We start from the raw sequence: 20,521 nt of genomic DNA, 5'->3' as shown, positions 1-20,521 counted from the left end.
TCTATAGGTGATTTAAAAAAATACATGCATTATATCAAGGCGAGGAAAAGATGGAAAAATATTTAAGAGTTGGAGTTATAACATCTACCCATGGTGTTCATGGTGAAGTAAAAGTTTATCCTACAACAGATGACGTAAGAAGATTTGACTACTTAAAGGATGTAGTTTTAGATACAAAAAAAGGATATATGGAATTACAGGTTACAGGGGTAAAATATTTTAAAAACATGGTTATTTTGCGCTTTAAACAATTTGACAACGTAGACCAGGTTATTCCCTATAAAGGAATGGACTTACTTGTAACAAGGGAAAATGCAGTACCTCTTGAAGAAGGGGAATATTTTATAGTAGATATGGTAGGATGTAAAATCATTACTGATGAAGGGGAAGATTTCGGAGAGTTAGTGGATGTAATGCAAACAGGGGCAAACGACGTATATGTTGTCAAAACCCATGAAGGAAAAGAAGTGTTGCTTCCGGCCATAGATGAGTGTGTGTTGGAAAAAAATATTGAAAACAAGGTTATAAAAGTTCATATAATGAAAGGATTATTAGATTAATGAATTTTCACGTTTTGACATTGTTTCCTGAAATGATTGAACAGGGGGTAAATACAAGTATTACCGGAAGGGCAATTCAGAATAATCTTATTAGCGTAAATGCAATTAACATAAGAGATTTTGCAGGAAATAAATATGGTCAGGTAGACGATTATCCATATGGTGGCGGTGCCGGAATGGTTATGCAGCCGGGGCCTGTATATAGAAGCTACGAGTCTGTGGTGGAAAAAATTGGCTACGCTCCAAGAGTTCTTTACATGACACCTCAGGGAAAGGTTTTTAACCAGGGTATGGCTGAAGAATTCGCAAAGGAAAAGGATATTGTTTTTCTATGCGGTCATTATGAAGGAATTGATGAGCGGGTGCTGGAAATGATAGTTACAGATAACGTGTCCATTGGAGATTATGTACTTACGGGAGGGGAGCTTCCGTCTATGGTTATGATTGATGCCATATCAAGATTAGTTCCCGGAGTGCTTAACAATGAAGTTTCAGCGGAATTTGAATCTTTTAATGATAATCTGCTGGAGTATCCTCAGTATACAAGGCCGGCAAAGTTTATGGAAAAGGATGTTCCGCCTATTCTTTTGTCAGGAGACCATGGAAAGGTTGACAGGTGGAGAAGAAATCAATCCATTCTAAGAACAATGGAAAGAAGGCCGGACTTAATGGAAAAGGCTAAACTGGATAAGGAAGACCTCAAATTCATAAGAACCATGGAAAAATAATACTTGCAAAAAAAGACAAGTTATGTTAAGATAACAAATGCTGTATAAAAGTAATAAAAGATGGTCCTCTGTTACCGGTCTGGTATTAAGAACATCGGAATAAATGAGGAGGATATTATGCAGGAATTAATCAAAGAAATTGAAGCAGCTCAGATTAAGGAAGTTACAGATTTTAACGTAGGTGATACTATTAAGGTTCACGCTAAGATCGTGGAAGGAAACCGTGAAAGAATTCAGGTTTTTGAAGGTCTTGTTATTAAGAAACAGGGTGGAAGCAACAGAGCAACATTTACTGTAAGAAAGAACTCAAATGGTATCGGTGTTGAAAGAACATGGCCACTTTACTCACCATCAATCGCTAACATCGAAGTTGTTAGAAGAGGTAAAGTTAGAAGAGCTAAACTTAACTACATCAGAAGCAGAGTTGGTAAAGCTGCTAAGGTTAAAGAATTAGTTAAATAATAATGACTACTTTCAAAAGGAGCGGGTTTTACTCGTTCCTTTTTTCGTCATTTAAAACAGGGAGATTGTAATGGATTATCAGTGGTATCCGGGGCATATGACTAAGGCTATGCGCCAGATGAAAGAAGATATAAAACTTATAGATTTAGTTATAGAATTATTAGATGCAAGAATTCCCATTAGCAGTAGAAATCCTGACATAGATAATTTGGGAAAAAATAAGGCAAGACTTGTTTTGCTTAACAAATCAGATTTAGCTGATGAAGCACAGAACAATAAATGGATACAGTATTTCAAGGATAAGGGAATTATTGCCTTAAAAATTAATTCAAAAAATAAACAGGGAATTAAAGATATAAACAATGCGGTTTTAACTGTATGTAAAGAAAAAATAGAACGGGATAAAAGAAAAGGTATAAAAAACAGACCTGTAAGGGCTATGGTAGTTGGAATACCTAATGTGGGAAAATCTACATTTATTAATGCATATGCAGGTAAAAATTGTGCCAAAACAGGAAACAAGCCGGGAGTAACCAAGGGAAAGCAGTGGATTAGGCTTGGTAAGAACTTAGAACTGTTAGACACACCGGGAGTGTTGTGGCCTAAGTTTGATGACCAGAAAATTGGATTGCACCTTGCTTTTATCGGTTCAATGAATGATAATAATCTTGATATGGCAGAACTGGCTTATCAGCTTATCAAGGAAGTCTCAAAAACATATCCGGAGGCATTTCTTAACAGATATGGTATAGTGGGAGATGAAGACCCTTTACAGGTAATGTATCAGGTAGCGGAAGTCAGAGGATGCAAGTTAAAGGGTAACAAACCTGATCTTGATAAAACATCATCTATGATTATGGATGATTTTAGAAGTGGAAAGTTAGGCAGAATAACTATTGACTGCTTGAATTAGAGGAATAAAATGCAAAGTATTAACGAGATAAAAGAGATACTTAAAAACACAGATGTAACAGCCCTAAGTGAATTTATAAAGCATTATAATACTGATGAAAGAAGCGGTGTTAAAAAGCTGGTACTTAAGGCAGAAAAAGAAATAGAGGCTTATAATAAGGAAGTTGCCAGAACCGAAAATCTGAAATTTTTTGAAAATAAGTATAGTGATTATAATTATATTTGTGGAATTGATGAGGTGGGAAGAGGTCCTCTTGCGGGTCCGGTAGTTGCCGGAGCGGTTATATTGCCAAAGGATTGTGATATTTTGTATATTAATGATTCCAAAAAGCTTACGGCATCCAAAAGAGAGGAATTATTTCAGATAATAATGGAAAAGGCAGTAAGTGCCAAAACGGCTTTGGTAAGCCCTCAGTATATAGATAAAGTAAACATTTTGCAGGCAACATATGAGGCTATGAGAAAAGCCATTGCAACTTTAAATGTGCAGCCTGATATTTTGTTAAATGATGCAGTAAATATCCCTTTGGTTAATATTAAACAGGTTCCTATTATAAAAGGAGATGCCAAAAGCATTTCCATAGGGGCTGCAAGTATTATTGCAAAGGTTACAAGGGATGCAATGATGGTGGAATATGACAAAATATATCCGGAATATGATTTCGCATCTAATAAGGGATATGGCTCTGCAAAGCATATAGAAGCCCTGAAGAAATATGGTCCATGTCCAATTCACAGAAGGTCATTTATACATAATTTTATATAACATAAAGGGGATACATGAACAAACGTAATATTGGCAGTCTGTATGAGGAAAAGGCAGTAGAATATCTTAAAAATAATGGCTTTACGGTTATTGTTAAAAATTTCAGATGCCCTAAGGGTGAGATTGATATTATAGCCATAAAAGAAGATATATTGCGGTTTATTGAGGTAAAATACAGAAAAAATACTGAATACGGATATGCAAAAGAGGCAGTAAATAAGACAAAAATGAATAAAATATATAATTCGGCAATGTGGTTTATTACCTGTAATCCGGTATATTCAGACACCCAGTGCAGTTTTGATGTAATAAGTATTCAGGGTGATAATATTGAGTATATTTTTAACAGTTTTAATTCATTTTAATAGATGAGGTATAAATGAAAAATATAGTTATTTTAAATAAAGAAAACAGAAATAGTACAAGGATTAACTTTAAAGATAATGTTCCTTATATATCTTACAGGGCTCTTGCTGATATTAAGTGGCTTAAAAACGGATTTTCAACCAGACTTGGAGGGGTAAGCGAGGGAGTTCTTTCTACCATGAATTTAGGCTTTGGAAGAAATGATTTGCCGGAAAATGTTGTAAAGAACCATGAAATTATTGCAAATGCCATTGGATTTAATCCTGAAAATATCGTGGCAAGTAAGCAGACTCACACAACAAATGTAAAAATAGTGTCAAAAAAAGATTGTGGCAAAGGTATTTACAGGGAACGGGATTATGATGATGTAGATGGAATGATAACCAATGAAAAGGGAATTGTATTGGCAACATATTTTGCAGACTGTGTTCCTTTGTATATGGTAGATACTAAAAATAAAGCCATAGGGCTTAGTCATTCAGGATGGAGAGGAACTGTAGGAAAAATAGGAAAGGTTACTTTGGATTTAATGAAAGAAACTTACGGAACCAATCCTAAGGATGTAATAGCCTGCATCGGACCTTCAATATGCAGAGACTGCTACGAAGTAAGTGAAGATGTGGCAACTGAATTTGAAGCCGCTTTTAAGGGTAGGGAAAAAGATATTTTAATTAATAAAGGTAATGGTAAATATCAGTTGGATTTGTGGGAATGTAATTATATAATATTTAAGGAATGTGGTGTATACGAAGAAAACATACATATGCCGGATATTTGTACATGTCACAACATGGAAATGATGTTTTCCCACAGGGCAACACAAGGCAGAAGAGGAAATCTTGCTGCATTTTTAAGTATAGATAAATGATAAACAGAGAGGTGTATATATGAATAAACCTATAGTAGCTATAGTTGGAAGACCAAATGTAGGAAAATCTACATTATTTAATGCATTAGCAGGTCAGATGATTTCAATAGTAAAAGATACTCCGGGGGTAACAAGAGATAGAATATATGCAGATATCGACTGGCTTAACCACCAGTTTACATTAATTGATACAGGAGGAATTGAGCCGGACAGCAGTGATATTATATTGTCACAAATGAGAGAACAGGCGCAGATTGCCATAGATACTGCAGATGTTATAATTTTTATGACAGATGTAAAACAGGGACTTATTGATGCTGATGCAAAAGTGGCAGATATGCTTAGAAGAAGCAGAAAACCGGTTATTCTTGTAGTAAATAAAGTGGATAATTACAATAAAATGATGGCCGATGTTTTTGAGTTTTATAACTTGGGAATCGGGGAGCCTATAGCAATTTCAGCAGCCCAGAGAAGCGGACTTGGTGATATGTTAGATAAGGTTACTGAGCATTTTGCATCTCTTAAGCTAGAGGCAGAGGATGATGACAGACCTCGAATTGCCATAGTGGGAAAACCAAATGTAGGAAAGTCCTCTATTATCAACAAACTTACAGGAGAAAGCAGGGTAATTGTTTCTAATATTGCAGGAACTACAAGAGATGCCATTGATACAGACGTTAAATGGAACGGAAGGGAATATGTATTTATAGATACGGCAGGACTTAGAAGAAAATCAAAGGTAAAGGAAGAAATTGAAAAATACAGTATTATAAGAACCGTTACTGCAGTGGAACGTGCCGATGTGGTGGTTATTGTAATTGATGCCATTGAAGGAGTAACGGAGCAGGATGCTAAAATAGCAGGTATTGCCCATGAAAACGGTAAAGGTGTCATTATTGCAGTAAATAAATGGGATGCCATAGAAAAGAATGACAAAACGGTTTATGAATATAGTAATAAAGTAAGACAAATTTTATCTTTTATGCCATATGCGGAAATTATGTTTATTTCAGCTTTAACAGGACAGAGATTATACAAGCTTTTTGACATGATTGATTTTGTAATTGAAAATCATTCAATGAGAGTTGAAACAGGAATACTTAATGAAATTATGGCAGAGGCAGTTGCTATGCAGCAACCACCATCAGATAAGGGTAAGAGATTAAAACTGTTTTATATTACTCAGGTTGCGGTAAAACCACCTACATTTGTTATTTTTGTAAATGACAAAGAATTAATGCACTTTTCTTACACAAGATATATTGAAAATAAGATTCGTGAAGCATTTGGATTTAAGGGAACTCCTCTTAGATTTATTATCAGGGAAAGGAAGGAGAAGTAATGGTTTTACAAAAGGCACTTTGTATTATAATAGGATATGTTTTCGGTTTGTTTCAGACGGGATTTATCATTGGGAAAATGCATAATATAGATATAAGGGATTATGGCAGTGGTAATTCAGGAACTACCAATACCATGAGAACTTTAGGTAAAAAATATGGATTTATAACATATTTTGGGGATGCCCTAAAGGCTGTTTTTGCCATTATCCTTACATCATTTATGTTTGGAAAGGTATGTAGTGACAGCATGATGGTTATTGCTTTATATACGGGACTTGGAGTAGTTCTGGGACACAATTTTCCTTTTTATATGAATTTTAAAGGGGGAAAGGGAATAGCGGCATCATCAGGAGTGATTTTTGCAATATCATTTTTTGACTGGAAGTTTGTTATAATGGGCTTTTTGACATTCTTTATAGCCCTTTATCTCACAAAATATGTATCATTTAGTTCTCTTTGCATGATGACGGGATTTTTTATTGAAATGATTGTATGGGGACAGTTGGGAATGGTACATAACCTCCATAGCAATGATAAAATAGAAGCTTATATTTTAGTTTTCATTATGACTGCTCTTTCTTTTATAAGACATAAAGAAAATATTAAGCGTCTTTTAAATGGAACTGAGAGAAAAATCGGTCATAAAAAGGAGGAAAGCAATGGCTAAAGTTGCAGTACTTGGCGGTGGCGGATGGGCTATCGCTTTAGCAAAGGTTTTATATGAAAATGGAAATGATGTTACTTTGTGGTCATTTCTTCAAAAAGAAGTAGACGAGCTTACAAATGACAGGGAAAATAAAATATGCCTTCCGGGAATTAAGATTCCCGAAGCAATTCATATTACAAACAGTATGGAAGAGGCTGCAAAGGACAAGGAAATGATTGTTATGGCAGTGGCATCCTCCTATGTAAGAAGCACTTCAAAACTGTTAAAACCCTATGTAGATGAAGGTCAGATAGTTGTTGATGTGGCAAAGGGTATAGAAAATGAAACCTTTGACACAATGACGGAAATTATTGAACAGGAAATTCCGGGAGTAGAGGCTGTGGTTTTATCAGGGCCAAGTCACGCAGAAGAAGTGGCAAGAAACATACCTACAGTAGTGGTTGTTGGGGCTAAAAAATTCAAAGTTGCCTTGAAAGTTCAGAATCTGTTTGCCAATAAGGTTTTTAGAACCTATATAAGCCCTGACAGAAAAAGCATAGAATTAGGCGGTTCCCTTAAAAACGTTATAGCTTTAGCTGCGGGAATTATTGATGGATTGGGTTTTGGAGATAATACGGAAGCTGCCCTTATTACCCGTGGAATAAAGGAAATCACACAATTAGGCGTTGAAATGGGGGGCAATGCCAAGACTTTTTACGGACTTTCAGGAATCGGGGATTTAATTGTTACATGTAACAGTAAACATTCAAGAAACAGAAGAGCCGGTGTGCTTATTGGTAAAGGCTATACCCTTGATGAGGCTGTAAAAGAAGTAAAAATGGTAGTAGAGGGTGCTGTATCAGCTAAGGCGGCATTAGAGCTTGCAAGAAAATATAATGTCAGCGTTCCTATTATTGAGGCGGTTAATCAGGTTTTGTTTGAGGGAAAAACTGCTATTGACGGAATGTGGGAATTAATGGAAAGAGAGCAGACAAACGAATATAGGGATTTGCAGTGGGATGAATAAGTCTTATGATACTTAAATCATATTTATTTAACCTGAATTTATAACAATTATAACTATGGAGGTTTTATGGAACATAGGAAAATAAATAAACCTGAGCACAAAGGAAAAAAAGGACTTGCGGCATTTCTCTTTAGCCGTATTTTCATATTCGGTCTTATGGTGGCATTGCAGGTAGGAGTGTTTATGGCTTTGGCATACAATGCTTCTTTAAGTAAAGGAATGTCCTATTGCATTACAATTTTACAGATTCTTGTAGTTATATATATTGTAAATGATAAATCAGACCCTACCATGAAGCTTATCTGGGTTATATTCATTATGATTGTTCCGGCATTTGGGATATTGATGTATCTTTATTTTATGCTACAGCCGGGGTCAATTTTGCTTAAGAAAAAACTTGAACATATTGACGTAAGGTCAGACAGATATTTAATTCCTGACCAGAATATATACAATGATTTGCAGATTCAGGATAAACAGGTGTCCATGATTGCTAAATATGTATACGACAACACAGGATGCCCGGTATATAGAAATACGGAAGTTACATATTTTAACTGTGGTGAAGCCAAGTATAAGGCATTAATTGAGCAGTTAGAGGAAGCACAGGATTTTATATTTATGGAGTACTTTATTATTGAGGAAGGAAGAGTTTGGAATTCCATTTTAAGAGTCCTTGAAAAGAAAGTACAGCAGGGGGTTGAAGTCCGTGTAATGTATGATGGGTTATGTTCCCTTACAAAGCTTCCTGTAGGATATTTTAAGAAGTTAAGAAGAAAAGGCATTAAGTCTAAAACCTTTGCTCCAGCAAGACCGTTTTTTACCACCCAGCAAAATAACAGGGATCACCGTAAGGTTTTGGTTATTGACGGCAAGGTGGCATTTACAGGGGGCATAAATTTAGCTGATGAATATATGAATATAGTGGAACGATTCGGTTACTGGAAGGATACGGCAGTTATGCTCAGAGGGGATGCTGCTAAAAGCTTTACCCTTATGTTTTTGCAAATGTGGAATGTAACTGAAAAGACCATAGGAAATTTTGACAGATATTTAGACATTGATATTCCTTATAAATTCCCAAATAACGGTTATGTTATTGGCTATGGAGATGATCCATTTGGGAAGGAACATGTTGGAGAGTCAGTGTATTTGCACATAATAAATACTGCAAACAGATATTTACATATTGTAACTCCATACCTTGTAATTGATAATGTTATGATGTCATCCCTTAAATTTGCTGCAAAGCGTGGGGTTGATGTAAAAATTGTAATGCCGGGAATACCTGATAAGGCATATGCATTTTGCTTAGCAAGAACCTATTACAGTGAGTTAATTGAAGCGGGAGTTGAAATATATGAGTATACTCCGGGATTTACCCACGCCAAAATGTTTATCAGTGATGATGAAAAGGCTACAGTAGGAACCATAAATCTTGATTACAGAAGTTTGTTTCTACATTTTGAAAACGGATGTTTTATTTATAAAAACAAGACAATTTTAGATATTGAAGAAGATTACCAGCAAATGTTAAAGGACTCTAAAAAGGTATCTCTTATAGAGTGCAGAAACAGGCCGGTATTATATAAGGCGTGTGGAAAAGTTTTAAGACTTTTAGCACCTCTTATGTAATAAAAACAATCCTCTTTGCGTATATTTTAGTATTAATATATGCAAGGAGGATTTTTTATGGATTTTAACGTATATAAAGACATAGAAAAACGAACAAATGGAGAGATTTACATAGGTGTTGTAGGGCCGGTGAGAACAGGAAAGTCAACTTTTATTAAGAATTTTATGGATGTGGCAATTGTTCCAAATATTGAAGATGATAATGAGGTAAAAAGAACAATGGATGAACTTCCCCAGTCGTCTTCAGGAAAAACAATTATGACTACAGAGCCTAAATTTATTCCTAACAATGCTGTTGCCATTAAAATCGGTGGGAAAGCAGATGTAAAGGTAAGGCTTATTGATTGTGTGGGATTTATGGTAGATGGAGCCACGGGACATATGGAAGATGACAAAGAGCGGATGGTAAAGACACCATGGTTTGATTACGATATTCCTTTTTCCAAGGCGGCTGAAATTGGGACAGAAAAGGTTATTTCAGAACATTCAACAATAGGTGTTGTCATAACGTGTGACGGAAGCTTTACCGACATAGAGCCGGAGGCGTATAACAGGGCTTTGGATAAAACGGTAAAGGAATTAATGAGTATAAATAAGCCTTTTATAATTTTGGTAAATTCCTTAGACCCTACATCTAATGAATGTCAGGCTTTAACGGCAGAAATTGCAGCAAAATATAACGTGTCCACATTGGCCATAAACTGCCTTAGATTGAATGAAATGGATGTAAATAACATACTGGAAAATATTTTGTTTGAATTTCCTATAACGGAGATTGTTTACAATGTACCGAAATGGCTGGAAATTATGGATTTTGAAAATGAACTTATGAAGTATATTGTGAATTTCTCTAAAGATGTACTTTCAAAAATTATTAAAATAAAGGATATTAAGAAGTTAAAGCTTCAGCCTGACGGAGAGTATATTAAAGGGGCACAAATGGCTTCAGTTGAACTTTCTAATGGAAAACTGGTATTTAATTATGATATAGATGAAAAATATTATTACGATATGCTGACAAACATGACAGGAACCAAAATTGAGAATCAGCTCCAACTTATAAAAATGGTAAGGGAGATGGCTTCCCAGAGAAGCAATTACATTAAGGTCAATGAGGCAATAAGCAAAGTGAGAAATACCGGATACGGCATTGTCACACCGGATAAGGAAGAAATTGTTCTTGAAAATCCGGAGCTTATCAGAAGTGGCAATAAATATGGGGTAAAAATCAAGGCAACTGCGCCTTCGATACATTTTGTTAAAGCAAATATTTTAACGGAAATATCTCCTATTATAGGGAGTGAGGAGCAGGCAAAGGATTTAATTGACTTTATTAATAACAAAGAAAGCGAAGATAATATCTGGGAAACAAATATTTTTGGAAAATCCATAGGTCAGATTGTAGATGAAGGAATAATGACGAAAATAAATAATTTAACAGAGGAAACCCAGTCAAGAATGCAGGGAACAATTGAGAAGATTACTAATGACCAAAGTAGGGGAGTTATATGCATTGTGCTGTAAAAAACGTATAAATGACAAAATAATTGTGACTTTTTCCTAAAACATGCTTGTCTATTAAATATATAAATGTTAATATTAATAAATAAAGAGGTTGAACGTTTAACTTATTAAAAAATTATGGAGGAAAAAGATATGAGAAGAATTTTTTCGATTATTTTGTCTTTAGCTATGTTATTTACTATGCCGGGAATGGCACAGACATTAGTAACTACAGAAGTTAAAGCAACTGATGTGTCAGCATCAGGAGATTTTACATCGGGAAATTATGTAGGTCAGAATTTGGCATTTGTTGATGATTCAAACACAAGTGCTGAAGCTTATACCTATAAAGTTTCAAAGGAAGGTAAATCAGGAAGACTTATACCAAACAATAAATATGCATATTTTAAGGTTGAAAATAATGCAATAACACAAAGTGATAATGATTTGTTTGTGGAGGTTACATACTATGATGAAGGAAATGACTTTTTCCAGGTTCAGTATAATGCAACAGGCAGTAATTATAAGCAGGCTACCATAAATAAGTCAAATTCACTTACATGGGTTACAACAACGGTATGTATAGATGATGCATCATTCAAAAAAGCACAAAACGGAGGATGCGACTTTAGAATTTGGGGAAGAGGAAATTCAGGTACAACCATCTCTAGCATTAAATTAACTAAGCAGTCAGTAAACCCTGACGCAGAACCTCTTGGAAAGAGAACCGGGGGAACTGCAAATTCAGAGTTCAAAGGAAAATCCTTTGCAGGATATCAGGGATGGTTTGGAACCGGTGGACAGTATAATTCATGGCAGCATTATGCATATGGTGATGCAGATGCTGATGGAACTAACTGGCCAAGACCGGGAAAGATTTCAATAGATTATTTCCCGGATGTAACTGAATATGCCGAAAGCTCATTGGCACAAACAGGTTTTTCTAATTTAGGAAACGGAAAGTCAACAAAGTTATTTGATTCAAATACAAAGGATGTTATTGATACTCACTTTAAATGGATGAATCAGTATGGAATAGACGGAGCTGCAATACAGCGTTTCGTTGGTGGTCTTACAGGTAGAACAATTACAGCTACCCAGGAAGCAACACAGCTTAAGAAAATTCAGAATGCTGCTGAAGCTAACAACAGACTTATGTATGTTATGTATGACATAAGTGGTGGCAGCCAGATTACTGATTCAAGCGATACAACTTCAATTAGTTCATATGTTAAGGATATGAAGTTTGACTGGGTGTACAATATTGAGCAGTCTCTTGAAATGTTAAACTCTAACGCATATGCTACAGTAGACGGAAAGCCTGTTGTATGTGTATGGGGATTTGGATTCAGCAATGCTGAAAATACAAGACCTAGCAGACGTGCTGACTACGAAGAAATCATTAGATTCTTCCATAGCAGAGGTTGTTATGTAATAATTGGTGTTCCAAGAGAATGGAGAAGTCAGAGCCAGTATATAGATATTTATAATCAGGCAGATATGATTTCACCATGGTATGTTGGTGCATTAGGAGCAGATGAAGGAAGTGTTGATTCAATTTACGCTAACTACTTAGATCCGGATATTACATATTGTAAAAATAATAATATGGATTATTATCCTGTTGTGTTCTCAGGATTTTCATGGACATTATGGCAAAATGGAAAGCCTAACATGATTGCAAGAAATGCAGGTCAGACATTCTGGAATCAGGCATATAAGTTAAAGCAAAGAGGTCTTGATGCATTCTATGTGGCTATGTTTGATGAATATGATGAAGGAACTGCCATTGCAAAGAATGCAAGTGATTATTTTGATATTCCAACAAATCAGTACTTTGTAACTGCAAGCTGTGACGGATACTGGCTTTCATCTGACTTCCAGCTGAGAGTGGTAAATGAAGCTATTAAGATGATGAAAGGTCAGAGAAGTACCGTAAGCAAGGTCCCTGTGGCACATTCTAACGGACCGATTTATTATAGAAACAGTTTTGAAAGTAAATATGTAACATGTGTTGATTCCAAGTATAATGGCAATTATCCGGTTGACCCATGTTTTAAGAACAATAAGGTTCTTTCATCAAGCAATGCCAGTGGTAATGCATCTATAGTAAAGAATAATACAGCAAAGACAGGTGATTATTTAGCAGCATTTAGTGGTAACGGAAATGGAAATAATTCATCATATATTTATCAGATTTCTGAAACTGCCATTAAAATTAAAAAGGGAATGAAGCTTTCATATTCTATGTATGCAGTAAATAACGGAGGCAGAAATACATATGTTGATTTATTGTTAGATGACGGAAGTTACGTAAGTGCAAGAGGATTTGCTTCAAATGGAGTTTCAATGGGCTCATCTTCAACCAAAGGAAATGTAGGAAGCTGGAGTGATTGTTCATTTACATTTGGCAGTGATAGTCTTGTAGGAAAGAGCATTGTAGGTGTTGCATTAGCATATGGCGGAAATGCAGGAAATTACAGCTCATACTTTGATAATATTATTATTGAAGATGGAGAAGGTCAGGGTGTTGAAGAAACAACAGAGGCACCAACTCAGCAGCCAACTACAGAAGCTCCTGTTTCAACAAATATGAAGTTGTCAATTAACGGATACCAGATTAGTTCAACTCTTGAGGGATTTAGAACAATTTATTCTATTAAGGATGATGACAAGGAAGCATCAGAGGTAGGACTTATATATGGTTTAACAGACAGAATATCAGAGAGTGATATGGTCGTTGGAAGTCAGAACCAGTATGTAACAGTAGCTAAAGCTACAGATGAAGGTAAGAATCCGTTTAAGCTTTCAGATGATGTAAACACAACAAGTTACACCATGACAATGCTTTATGGAAATTCCGGTACGGGAATGCTTAGCAGTAAAATATCTGTTAGAGCATATGCTAAGTTAAATAACGGTAAGTATGTTTATGGTGATATTAAGACAATGTCAATATATTCCGTGGCAAATGTTTTATATCAGCAAAAGAAAATGATTACATATTCAGGACATAATTATCTTTACGAAAAGATTTTAAATGTTGTAACTCCGGGATATACAAAAGTTGATTACGATTGGAGTAACATAATTGTAAAAGGTAAATAAATTAATAGCTAAATAAAAAAAGAGTCTATTACTGGAATGGGTAATAGGCTCTTTTTTTGACTGTATCATATTAATTACAGATTACTTATTGACAAGTAAATATATTTATAATATTATTACATACAATATATTAATACACATAAAATATGTAAATAAAAAGGAGAAAACAATGAAAAACAACTTACAATATGAAAACGTAGAACGAAACACCACATTACTAATAGAAAACGAGATGTGTGAGACGGAAGTTTTAAATGTGGAAGATTGTGAAACAACTTTATTGTATGAAAAAGAAGATTCCATATTTAATGAAACGTCATTATTAACAGAAGGCAGTAATGAATTAAAAATGAAATTTATGGCGGCAGTACATTCTGATGTGGGAATTTTCAAAAAACAAAATCAGGATAGTTTATGTTTGAAAATTGCTGATACACCATCAGGACAGGTGGCTTTTTTAGTGGTGTGTGATGGCATGGGAGGACTGAAAAAGGGAGAATTGGCAAGTGCAACAATAATAAGAACCATGTCAGAATGGTTTGAAAATTCCTTACCTAAAATTATTGAATCCGGTTATGAAAATGAAAAAGTAAAAACAGACTGGGAAAACATTATAAAAGAACAAAATGAAATTATTAATGAATATGGTGAAAATAATCATTTGCAATTAGGAACTACGCTGACGGCACTTCTTGTGGTGGGAAATAATCTCCTGATTGTTCAGGTGGGAGATAGCAGAGTTTATAAACTAAGTGACACTATAGAACAGGTGACGGAGGATCAGACTGTTGTTCAAAGGGATATAAAATTGGGACTTATTACTCCGGAAGAAGGGAAAAAAGACCCAAGACAAAATGTTTTACTACAGTGTATTGGAGCATCAAGTGTTGTTGTACCTGAATTTACAGAGGGAAAGGTATCTGTAGGGGATGAATATTTATTATGCAGTGATGGATTCAGACACAAAATAACAGATAATGAAATATATGGACTGTTAGCTTCTAATCTTATGACAAATGAAGCAATTATGAAAAAGAGTCTTGTAGACCTTGTAGAATTGAACAAAGAAAGAAAAGAAAAAGATAACATTACTGCAATGTTGTTAAAGGTAATTTAGGAGGAGCAATATGTCGAGAATAGGAGAGGTAATTGAGGGAAAGTATGAAATATTAAAGGAAGTAGGAAGAGGAGGTATGTCCGTTGTATATCTGGCAATGGATAACCGGTTAAATAAACAGTGGGCAGTAAAGGAAATTAAGAGAAAAGGAACAAACAGTGAAAATCAGATAGTAGTTCAAAGTCTTTTGTCGGAGGCTAATCTCATGAAAAGGTTAGACCATCCAAATCTTCCGAGAATAGTGGATATTATAGAAAACGGACAGACAATTTATATTGTTATGGATTACATAGAAGGTGAACCTCTTGACAAGATATTAAAAAAGAAAGGTGCACAGCCGGAGGCAGCTGTTATTGAATGGGGAATCCAATTAGCAGAAGTTTTAGATTATCTGCATACAAGGAAGCCACCTATTATTTATCGTGATATGAAGCCGGCTAATGTTATGCTTAAACCTGATGGAAATATTAAATTATACGATTTTGGTATTGCAAGAGAATATAAGGAACAGAATTCATCGGATACTGTAAGTCTTGGAACCAAGGGATATGCTGCACCGGAACAGTTTGGAGGAATGGGACAGACAGATGCCAGAACAGATGTATACGGACTGGGAGTAACACTTTATCATCTTGTAACGGGAAAAAATCCCTGTGAGCCACCTTATGAAATATTGCCAATCAGGGATGTAAATCCACAGTTATCTGTTGGATTAGAATATATTATTCAAAAGTGTACTCAGTTAAACCCGGATGAAAGATTTCAGTCATGTATGGAAGTGTTATATGCACTTAATCATTTAGATGAATTAGGAGAACCATATAGAAAAAAACAAAAGTCAAAGCTTAATAAGTTTATTTTGACATCTGCATTTACATTAATAATGGCGCTGGCAGGAACAGGAACACTTATAGGATATAGAACTACATTGAATCAGACCATTTCTGACACTATACGTGTATATGGTGCAGAGTCATCAAATGGTGGAAATCTTGACAAATTATATGAAGCAATTGATAAATACGGAATTGCACCGGGTAATAAATCATTAAACGAGTTGGTTACTAACTATTTGGACGTGTTTGAAGAAAATATTCTTAGTTTGTCAGGTGATTGCTTAAAGAAGGTGAATGATGGAACATTAACTGAACAGGAAAAAGAGAAATATAATCAGACTGAAAATGAAATGTTTAATCAGCTTGACAAAATTATTAATGAATCAGATGTGGAAAAATTAGACGAAGAGTATAGAAATGACATATATTTCAGAGCAGGGGATCTGTATATGGATTATTACATGTTTAGTGAAGGCAAAATGGATGACAATGTAATAAAAAGTCGTAATGAGGAAGCTGCTTTGAGATATAAAAAAGTGACAGATAATTACGATAAGAAAAATGTTCAGTTTAAAAACAGAATATGCGAAATAAGCAAGGTAATTAAGGCATTTAAAAAATCTTCAAGTGGGCTTAGTGATAATGGAAGTTCAATCACAGAAGAAGATCTGGTTAAGTATTGGAATGAAATGGTAAAGGCAATAGACGAAGAAGATTCATATATGAGAAAAGTTAACCTGTATCTTATAGTAGGGGATATAGTGTATGAACAAAGAACACAGTATTCTACTATATCAGATAATAATGTACAAAATCAGATAGAGGAGTATTGCATAAGTGCGTATGAATATTTAAAAAATGATACTAATAAGAAGAACGTAGATAGTTCATCGGAAGAAAGCATTAATGAGAAAAGGGTTAAGGCTGAGACATACTTCTCAAACATATATCAGCAGATAGCAAAGAAAACAATGGAGGACATATAATATGAACATAAATGACGTTTTAAGAATATTAACATATGTATTTTTTACTTTAGCAGCCATTTCTTTAATAACAAGTATTATTTTGTTCTTCAAACTTCGTATTAAAGAAGTTATTCAGGATCTGAATGGAACTTTGACACAGAAACAGGTTGAAGAGATGAGAAAAAGAAGTGGCAGTCATCAGCATAAAAATTATGGTCAGGATATTTTAGAAGGTGGATTAAATGACACAGGAAGCCTTGGAAAAACAGGAATGACAGGTAAAAATAAGACAGGAAAGTCGGGAAGAACAGGGCTTACAGGAAGAGTAATGGAAAAATCAGCATCTATGGAAGTGGCTAAAAATGCAAAATTTAATTCTAATTTTGTACTTGTTAAAAATATTGTTTACATTAATACATCAGAGTTTATTTAAAGGGGAGGGAATAATATGCATTTAGATGTTAAAAAATTTATAAAGACAATTATGCAGTTGGGTGTAGTGTGTATACTTCTCTTGGTATTTTCAGATGTTACACAGGTAAGCGCAGCAAGACCTAAAATGGTAATTGATTCAAGAAATAAGGAAGACAGAAATGTGCGGATTACAGTGACTGCAACAAACTTAGAAGAAGTGGATGTGGCTGAATTTTATTATTATGATAGAAAAAATCGAATTCACAATTTAAAAATATCAAATATCAGAAAATATAGAATTAACAAAAATACAATTATTTTAAAGTATAAATGTAATTTGAAGCAGTCAGGTAGTTATACATTAGCAATAGACATTATCTACAATAAAGGAACTTATTATAATATATATAAGGAGTTTTCATACATAAAAAAATCAGATAATAAGATATATGTTGGTTTAGGTGGGAAAGACAGGGAGGTAAATATAGATGGAGAGGTATATAGTAAAACAAAGCCATATATTTTACCTGATAATAGCGTAGAGGAAATAAGGGTTCCGGAGAAAAAATATTTAATAAAGGTCTTGTATAGAAGTCAGAAGAAAATAATATCAGAAAATGAGATATTTCTTAAGTGGGGAGAAAAGGTAGTATATCCTGTACAGATAATTTCAAAGAATAAAGAAAAATTAGCTGATAATTACATTCCACATATTGCATATTTTGAACTAAATATTGCGGGGGATAATGAGGGAGCTATAACAGTGGAATCCGGAAACGATAAATTAACGCTTAGGAAAGTTTTAATAATTGATGGTACAAAACCGAAAATAAAAATTGACAATAAATTTACAGATAATAAAACAAAATACATTAATCACGATGTTTCAATACCGGTAACTATTGAGGAAAAGAATTTTGATTCAGGTAAAACAACTGTAAAAATAAATGGAAAAAATGCTACCGTATCATGGAGTGGAAGTGGCAATACCCATAGAGGCAATATTAAATTAGGTGAAGGGAAAAATATTGTAGAAGTCCAGTCCACAGATAAGGCAGGAAACAAGTCGGAAACAGTTAAATCATGTGTTGTTATTATTGATAAAAAAAGTCCCAAAGTAGTTATTAAGGGATTTGAAAACGGCACCGGAAAAGGCTTGAAAAATGGTGAGAAGGTTCCATATCCACTTAATATAATTCTTTCAGATGAAACAAAAATAGGAAAACATGCAGTAAGTTTATATAAACTATCAGATGATGGAAAAAAGAAATCTGAAATCGATTTAAAATCGACGGTTGACGGAAACAGAATTGAATATTCAATTGATGATTTGAAGGATGATGGGTACTATACGCTGTCTATATATGTTACAGACTATGCAGGAAATTCACCAAAGAAAAATACTTTAAAATCAGATGGAAAACGCCCTTATGTTATATCTAAAGGAAAGGTAACAGGGGCATTTACGGTAAATAGAGATGGATCTTTATATGTAGCGGAAAAGGAAGACTTGTTCGACAATCCCATAAAGGATTTAAATGACATAGTTATATATGAATATAACAAGAACGAGATAAGTAAAAGTAGCGTCGTGATAATAGATAGCATATCCACTAAAACTCTTGATTCTAATATGTATACTTTCAAAAAATTAGACAAGAGTGACAATCCAAAATACAGGTACGAATATAGGTATGTTATAAAAAAAGACAACTTTAATGAAGGAAATTATAACATACAGATTAATTCAACTTCTATTGCAGGACAAAATGGAACATTAATTGCAAGAACTAACGAAAGCAATAGCTTAAATAAGATGATTATCATTGATAAAACACCACCGGAAATAGTGATGTTTGAAGGTACTTCCAGTGGAAAAATCAAATTAAAAATACGTGACGATAATATGGACGAAAATTCCGTGAAAATTTTGATAGGTGATAAGTCTTATGACTTGAAGAAAAATGATGATGAATCAACATCCACAAATTCGGTTTTTGAAGGTGATATTGGTAAAAATCCTTTAAATGCCAAGATTTCCTGTAGTGATTTGGCGGGAAATATAACTAAAGGTGGAAAAATTACAATAATAAAAGAAAGTTACATAAAGCAGATATTGATATTTGGAGGACTAGCATTAGGAGCAATAGTTTTTATTGCTTTAACAGTTATAACCATTGCAATGGTTAATAGAAATAACAAATAAAAAGTGAGGCACAAGAGGAAATGAAGAAGAAAAAATGTATGATAACTTTGGTTATTTTTAGCATGTGGGTTGTAATGACAATAATTAACGGAAATTGCGTTGGTGCAATTAGAAATGAAAGTGAAGAAAGCTGTGGTAAAATTGAAACCACATCTAATTATACAGAAACAGTATCGCAGGAAGAAACAGAAAGTAAAAATGAAAGTACATCCGGTGAAACAACGTCAGATTTATCAGAGGAGATAACCTCATACTTAACAGAAGAAATAACCTCTAATGTAACTGAAAACATATCAGTAGATGAAACAGGTATCATAACAGAAACACAATGTACTATTGTACAACCCCTGAAGCCTGACAAAGAAGCAACGACCGCAAAAATAAAACAAAGAAACATAAAAATTGTAGTTTATAATAATGGTAAAAAATATGAGATTATAGAAAAAAATAAAAAAGAATTAGTGTTACCTAAAAATTATGAGAAAATGATTAAATCCTATCCTTTTCTTAAAAATGACGGATATGTTTTTTGTGGATGGTACAAGGGAAAAAATAAGGTGACTGTTATCAGGAAAAACACAGAACTTACATTAAAATGGCGAAAAATAAAAGTACGATTAATCAATGTTAAAAATGCTAAAGGGAAGGTAAGATTATATTTTAACAATAAGGATTGGAATAAAATAGATGGTATTGAGGTAATGTATTCATCTAATTTGAAATTTGCAAATTCAAGGATAATCAAATTGTCCACATGGAAGAAAAAAGTAAAGAGTTATGAATTTAAACACTCAGGGAAAAAGTTTAAAAATGGAAAAGCGTATTTTTTTAAAGTAAAGTTTTTTTATTATATTAATAGTAGAAAAAAGTATTATAAAGGAACAGGTCCATATAAATGGGTTCGCTACTACAAAAGAACATAATGTAATGTCTTTTAAAGCAGTTTTTCTCCCACCAATACATTGATTTCTACGCATTTATTACTTTATAATAGCCTTTAATACAAAAAATCAGTGCCAAAACTCGCAAATATCAGGAAATTATTAGTTAATATAG

18 protein-coding genes are annotated in these 20,521 nt (G+C 34.0%); all 18 read left to right on the top strand.

Annotation, left to right across the window (positions count from 1 at the left end):
• The first annotated feature begins 50 nt into the window (after positions 1-50).
• The 18 genes from rimM (at position 51) to DWW68_RS01575 (ending at position 20,388) form a co-directional block, all read left to right on the top strand.
• Positions 51-560: a ribosome maturation factor RimM gene (gene rimM, locus DWW68_RS01660; RefSeq protein ID WP_118588641.1), complete on the top strand. Its 510-nt coding sequence runs from the start codon at positions 51-53 to the stop codon at positions 558-560.
• Positions 560-1,288, top strand: a complete 729-nt coding sequence (trmD, locus tag DWW68_RS01655; protein WP_118588640.1) for a tRNA (guanosine(37)-N1)-methyltransferase TrmD — start codon at positions 560-562, stop codon at positions 1,286-1,288. The genes rimM and trmD overlap by 1 nt, the downstream gene beginning before the upstream one ends.
• 117 nt (positions 1,289-1,405) lie before the next feature.
• Positions 1,406-1,750, top strand: a complete 345-nt coding sequence (rplS, locus tag DWW68_RS01650; protein ID WP_021953103.1) for a 50S ribosomal protein L19 — start codon at positions 1,406-1,408, stop codon at positions 1,748-1,750.
• A gap of 70 nt (positions 1,751-1,820) precedes the next feature.
• Positions 1,821-2,663 carry a ribosome biogenesis GTPase YlqF gene (gene ylqF, locus DWW68_RS01645; protein ID WP_021953102.1) on the top strand — a complete coding sequence of 281 codons (843 nt, stop codon included), beginning with the start codon at positions 1,821-1,823 and terminating at the stop codon, positions 2,661-2,663.
• A gap of 9 nt (positions 2,664-2,672) precedes the next feature.
• Positions 2,673-3,428, top strand: coding sequence for a ribonuclease HII (locus DWW68_RS01640; RefSeq protein ID WP_118588639.1), 756 nt, complete (start codon positions 2,673-2,675; stop codon positions 3,426-3,428).
• 14 nt (positions 3,429-3,442) lie between these two features.
• A complete protein-coding gene (locus DWW68_RS01635) occupies positions 3,443-3,793 on the top strand; it encodes a YraN family protein (RefSeq protein WP_021953100.1) in 351 nt (116 codons plus the stop codon).
• Between the two features lie 14 nt (positions 3,794-3,807).
• A complete protein-coding gene (gene pgeF / locus DWW68_RS01630; protein WP_118588638.1) occupies positions 3,808-4,662 on the top strand; it encodes a peptidoglycan editing factor PgeF in 855 nt (284 codons plus the stop codon).
• A 19-nt stretch (positions 4,663-4,681) separates the two neighbouring features.
• On the top strand, positions 4,682-6,004 hold the full coding sequence (gene der, locus DWW68_RS01625) for a ribosome biogenesis GTPase Der (RefSeq protein WP_118588637.1): 1,323 nt from the start codon (positions 4,682-4,684) through the stop codon (positions 6,002-6,004).
• Positions 6,004-6,672: a glycerol-3-phosphate 1-O-acyltransferase PlsY gene (gene plsY / locus DWW68_RS01620; protein ID WP_021953097.1), complete on the top strand. Its 669-nt coding sequence runs from the start codon at positions 6,004-6,006 to the stop codon at positions 6,670-6,672. Before der ends, plsY begins: the two co-directional genes overlap by 1 nt.
• The gene (locus tag DWW68_RS01615) at positions 6,665-7,678 is read left to right on the top strand and encodes an NAD(P)H-dependent glycerol-3-phosphate dehydrogenase (RefSeq protein ID WP_021953096.1); all 1,014 of its coding nucleotides are present in this window, start codon (positions 6,665-6,667) and stop codon (positions 7,676-7,678) included. Before plsY ends, DWW68_RS01615 begins: the two co-directional genes overlap by 8 nt.
• Positions 7,679-7,744: 66 nt before the next feature.
• The gene (cls, locus tag DWW68_RS01610; protein ID WP_021953095.1) at positions 7,745-9,313 is read left to right on the top strand and encodes a cardiolipin synthase; all 1,569 of its coding nucleotides are present in this window, start codon (positions 7,745-7,747) and stop codon (positions 9,311-9,313) included.
• 57 nt (positions 9,314-9,370) lie between these two features.
• Positions 9,371-10,837 (top strand): stage IV sporulation protein A, encoded by a 1,467-nt coding sequence (gene spoIVA / locus DWW68_RS01605; protein ID WP_118588636.1) that lies wholly within the window; start codon positions 9,371-9,373, stop codon positions 10,835-10,837.
• A gap of 132 nt (positions 10,838-10,969) precedes the next feature.
• The gene (locus DWW68_RS01600; protein WP_118588635.1) at positions 10,970-13,924 is read left to right on the top strand and encodes a glycoside hydrolase family 71/99-like protein; all 2,955 of its coding nucleotides are present in this window, start codon (positions 10,970-10,972) and stop codon (positions 13,922-13,924) included.
• A gap of 169 nt (positions 13,925-14,093) precedes the next feature.
• The gene (locus tag DWW68_RS01595; RefSeq protein WP_199641167.1) at positions 14,094-15,041 is read left to right on the top strand and encodes a PP2C family serine/threonine-protein phosphatase; all 948 of its coding nucleotides are present in this window, start codon (positions 14,094-14,096) and stop codon (positions 15,039-15,041) included.
• A gap of 10 nt (positions 15,042-15,051) precedes the next feature.
• A complete protein-coding gene (locus DWW68_RS01590) occupies positions 15,052-16,863 on the top strand; it encodes a serine/threonine-protein kinase (protein ID WP_118588634.1) in 1,812 nt (603 codons plus the stop codon).
• Position 16,864: 1 nt separating this feature from the next.
• The gene (locus tag DWW68_RS01585) at positions 16,865-17,278 is read left to right on the top strand and encodes a hypothetical protein (RefSeq protein WP_118588633.1); all 414 of its coding nucleotides are present in this window, start codon (positions 16,865-16,867) and stop codon (positions 17,276-17,278) included.
• 15 nt (positions 17,279-17,293) lie between these two features.
• The gene (locus DWW68_RS01580) at positions 17,294-19,465 is read left to right on the top strand and encodes a hypothetical protein (protein WP_118588632.1); all 2,172 of its coding nucleotides are present in this window, start codon (positions 17,294-17,296) and stop codon (positions 19,463-19,465) included.
• Between the two features lie 20 nt (positions 19,466-19,485).
• On the top strand, positions 19,486-20,388 hold the full coding sequence (locus DWW68_RS01575) for a hypothetical protein (protein ID WP_021953088.1): 903 nt from the start codon (positions 19,486-19,488) through the stop codon (positions 20,386-20,388).
• Positions 20,389-20,521 lie beyond the last annotated feature (133 nt).

The organism is Eubacterium sp. AF16-48 (assembly GCF_003479405.1).
Lineage (GTDB): Bacteria > Bacillota > Clostridia > Lachnospirales > Lachnospiraceae > Eubacterium_G > Eubacterium_G segne.
Note: the sequence above shows the minus strand (reverse complement) of the source record. Positions and strands in the feature narration are given on the sequence as shown.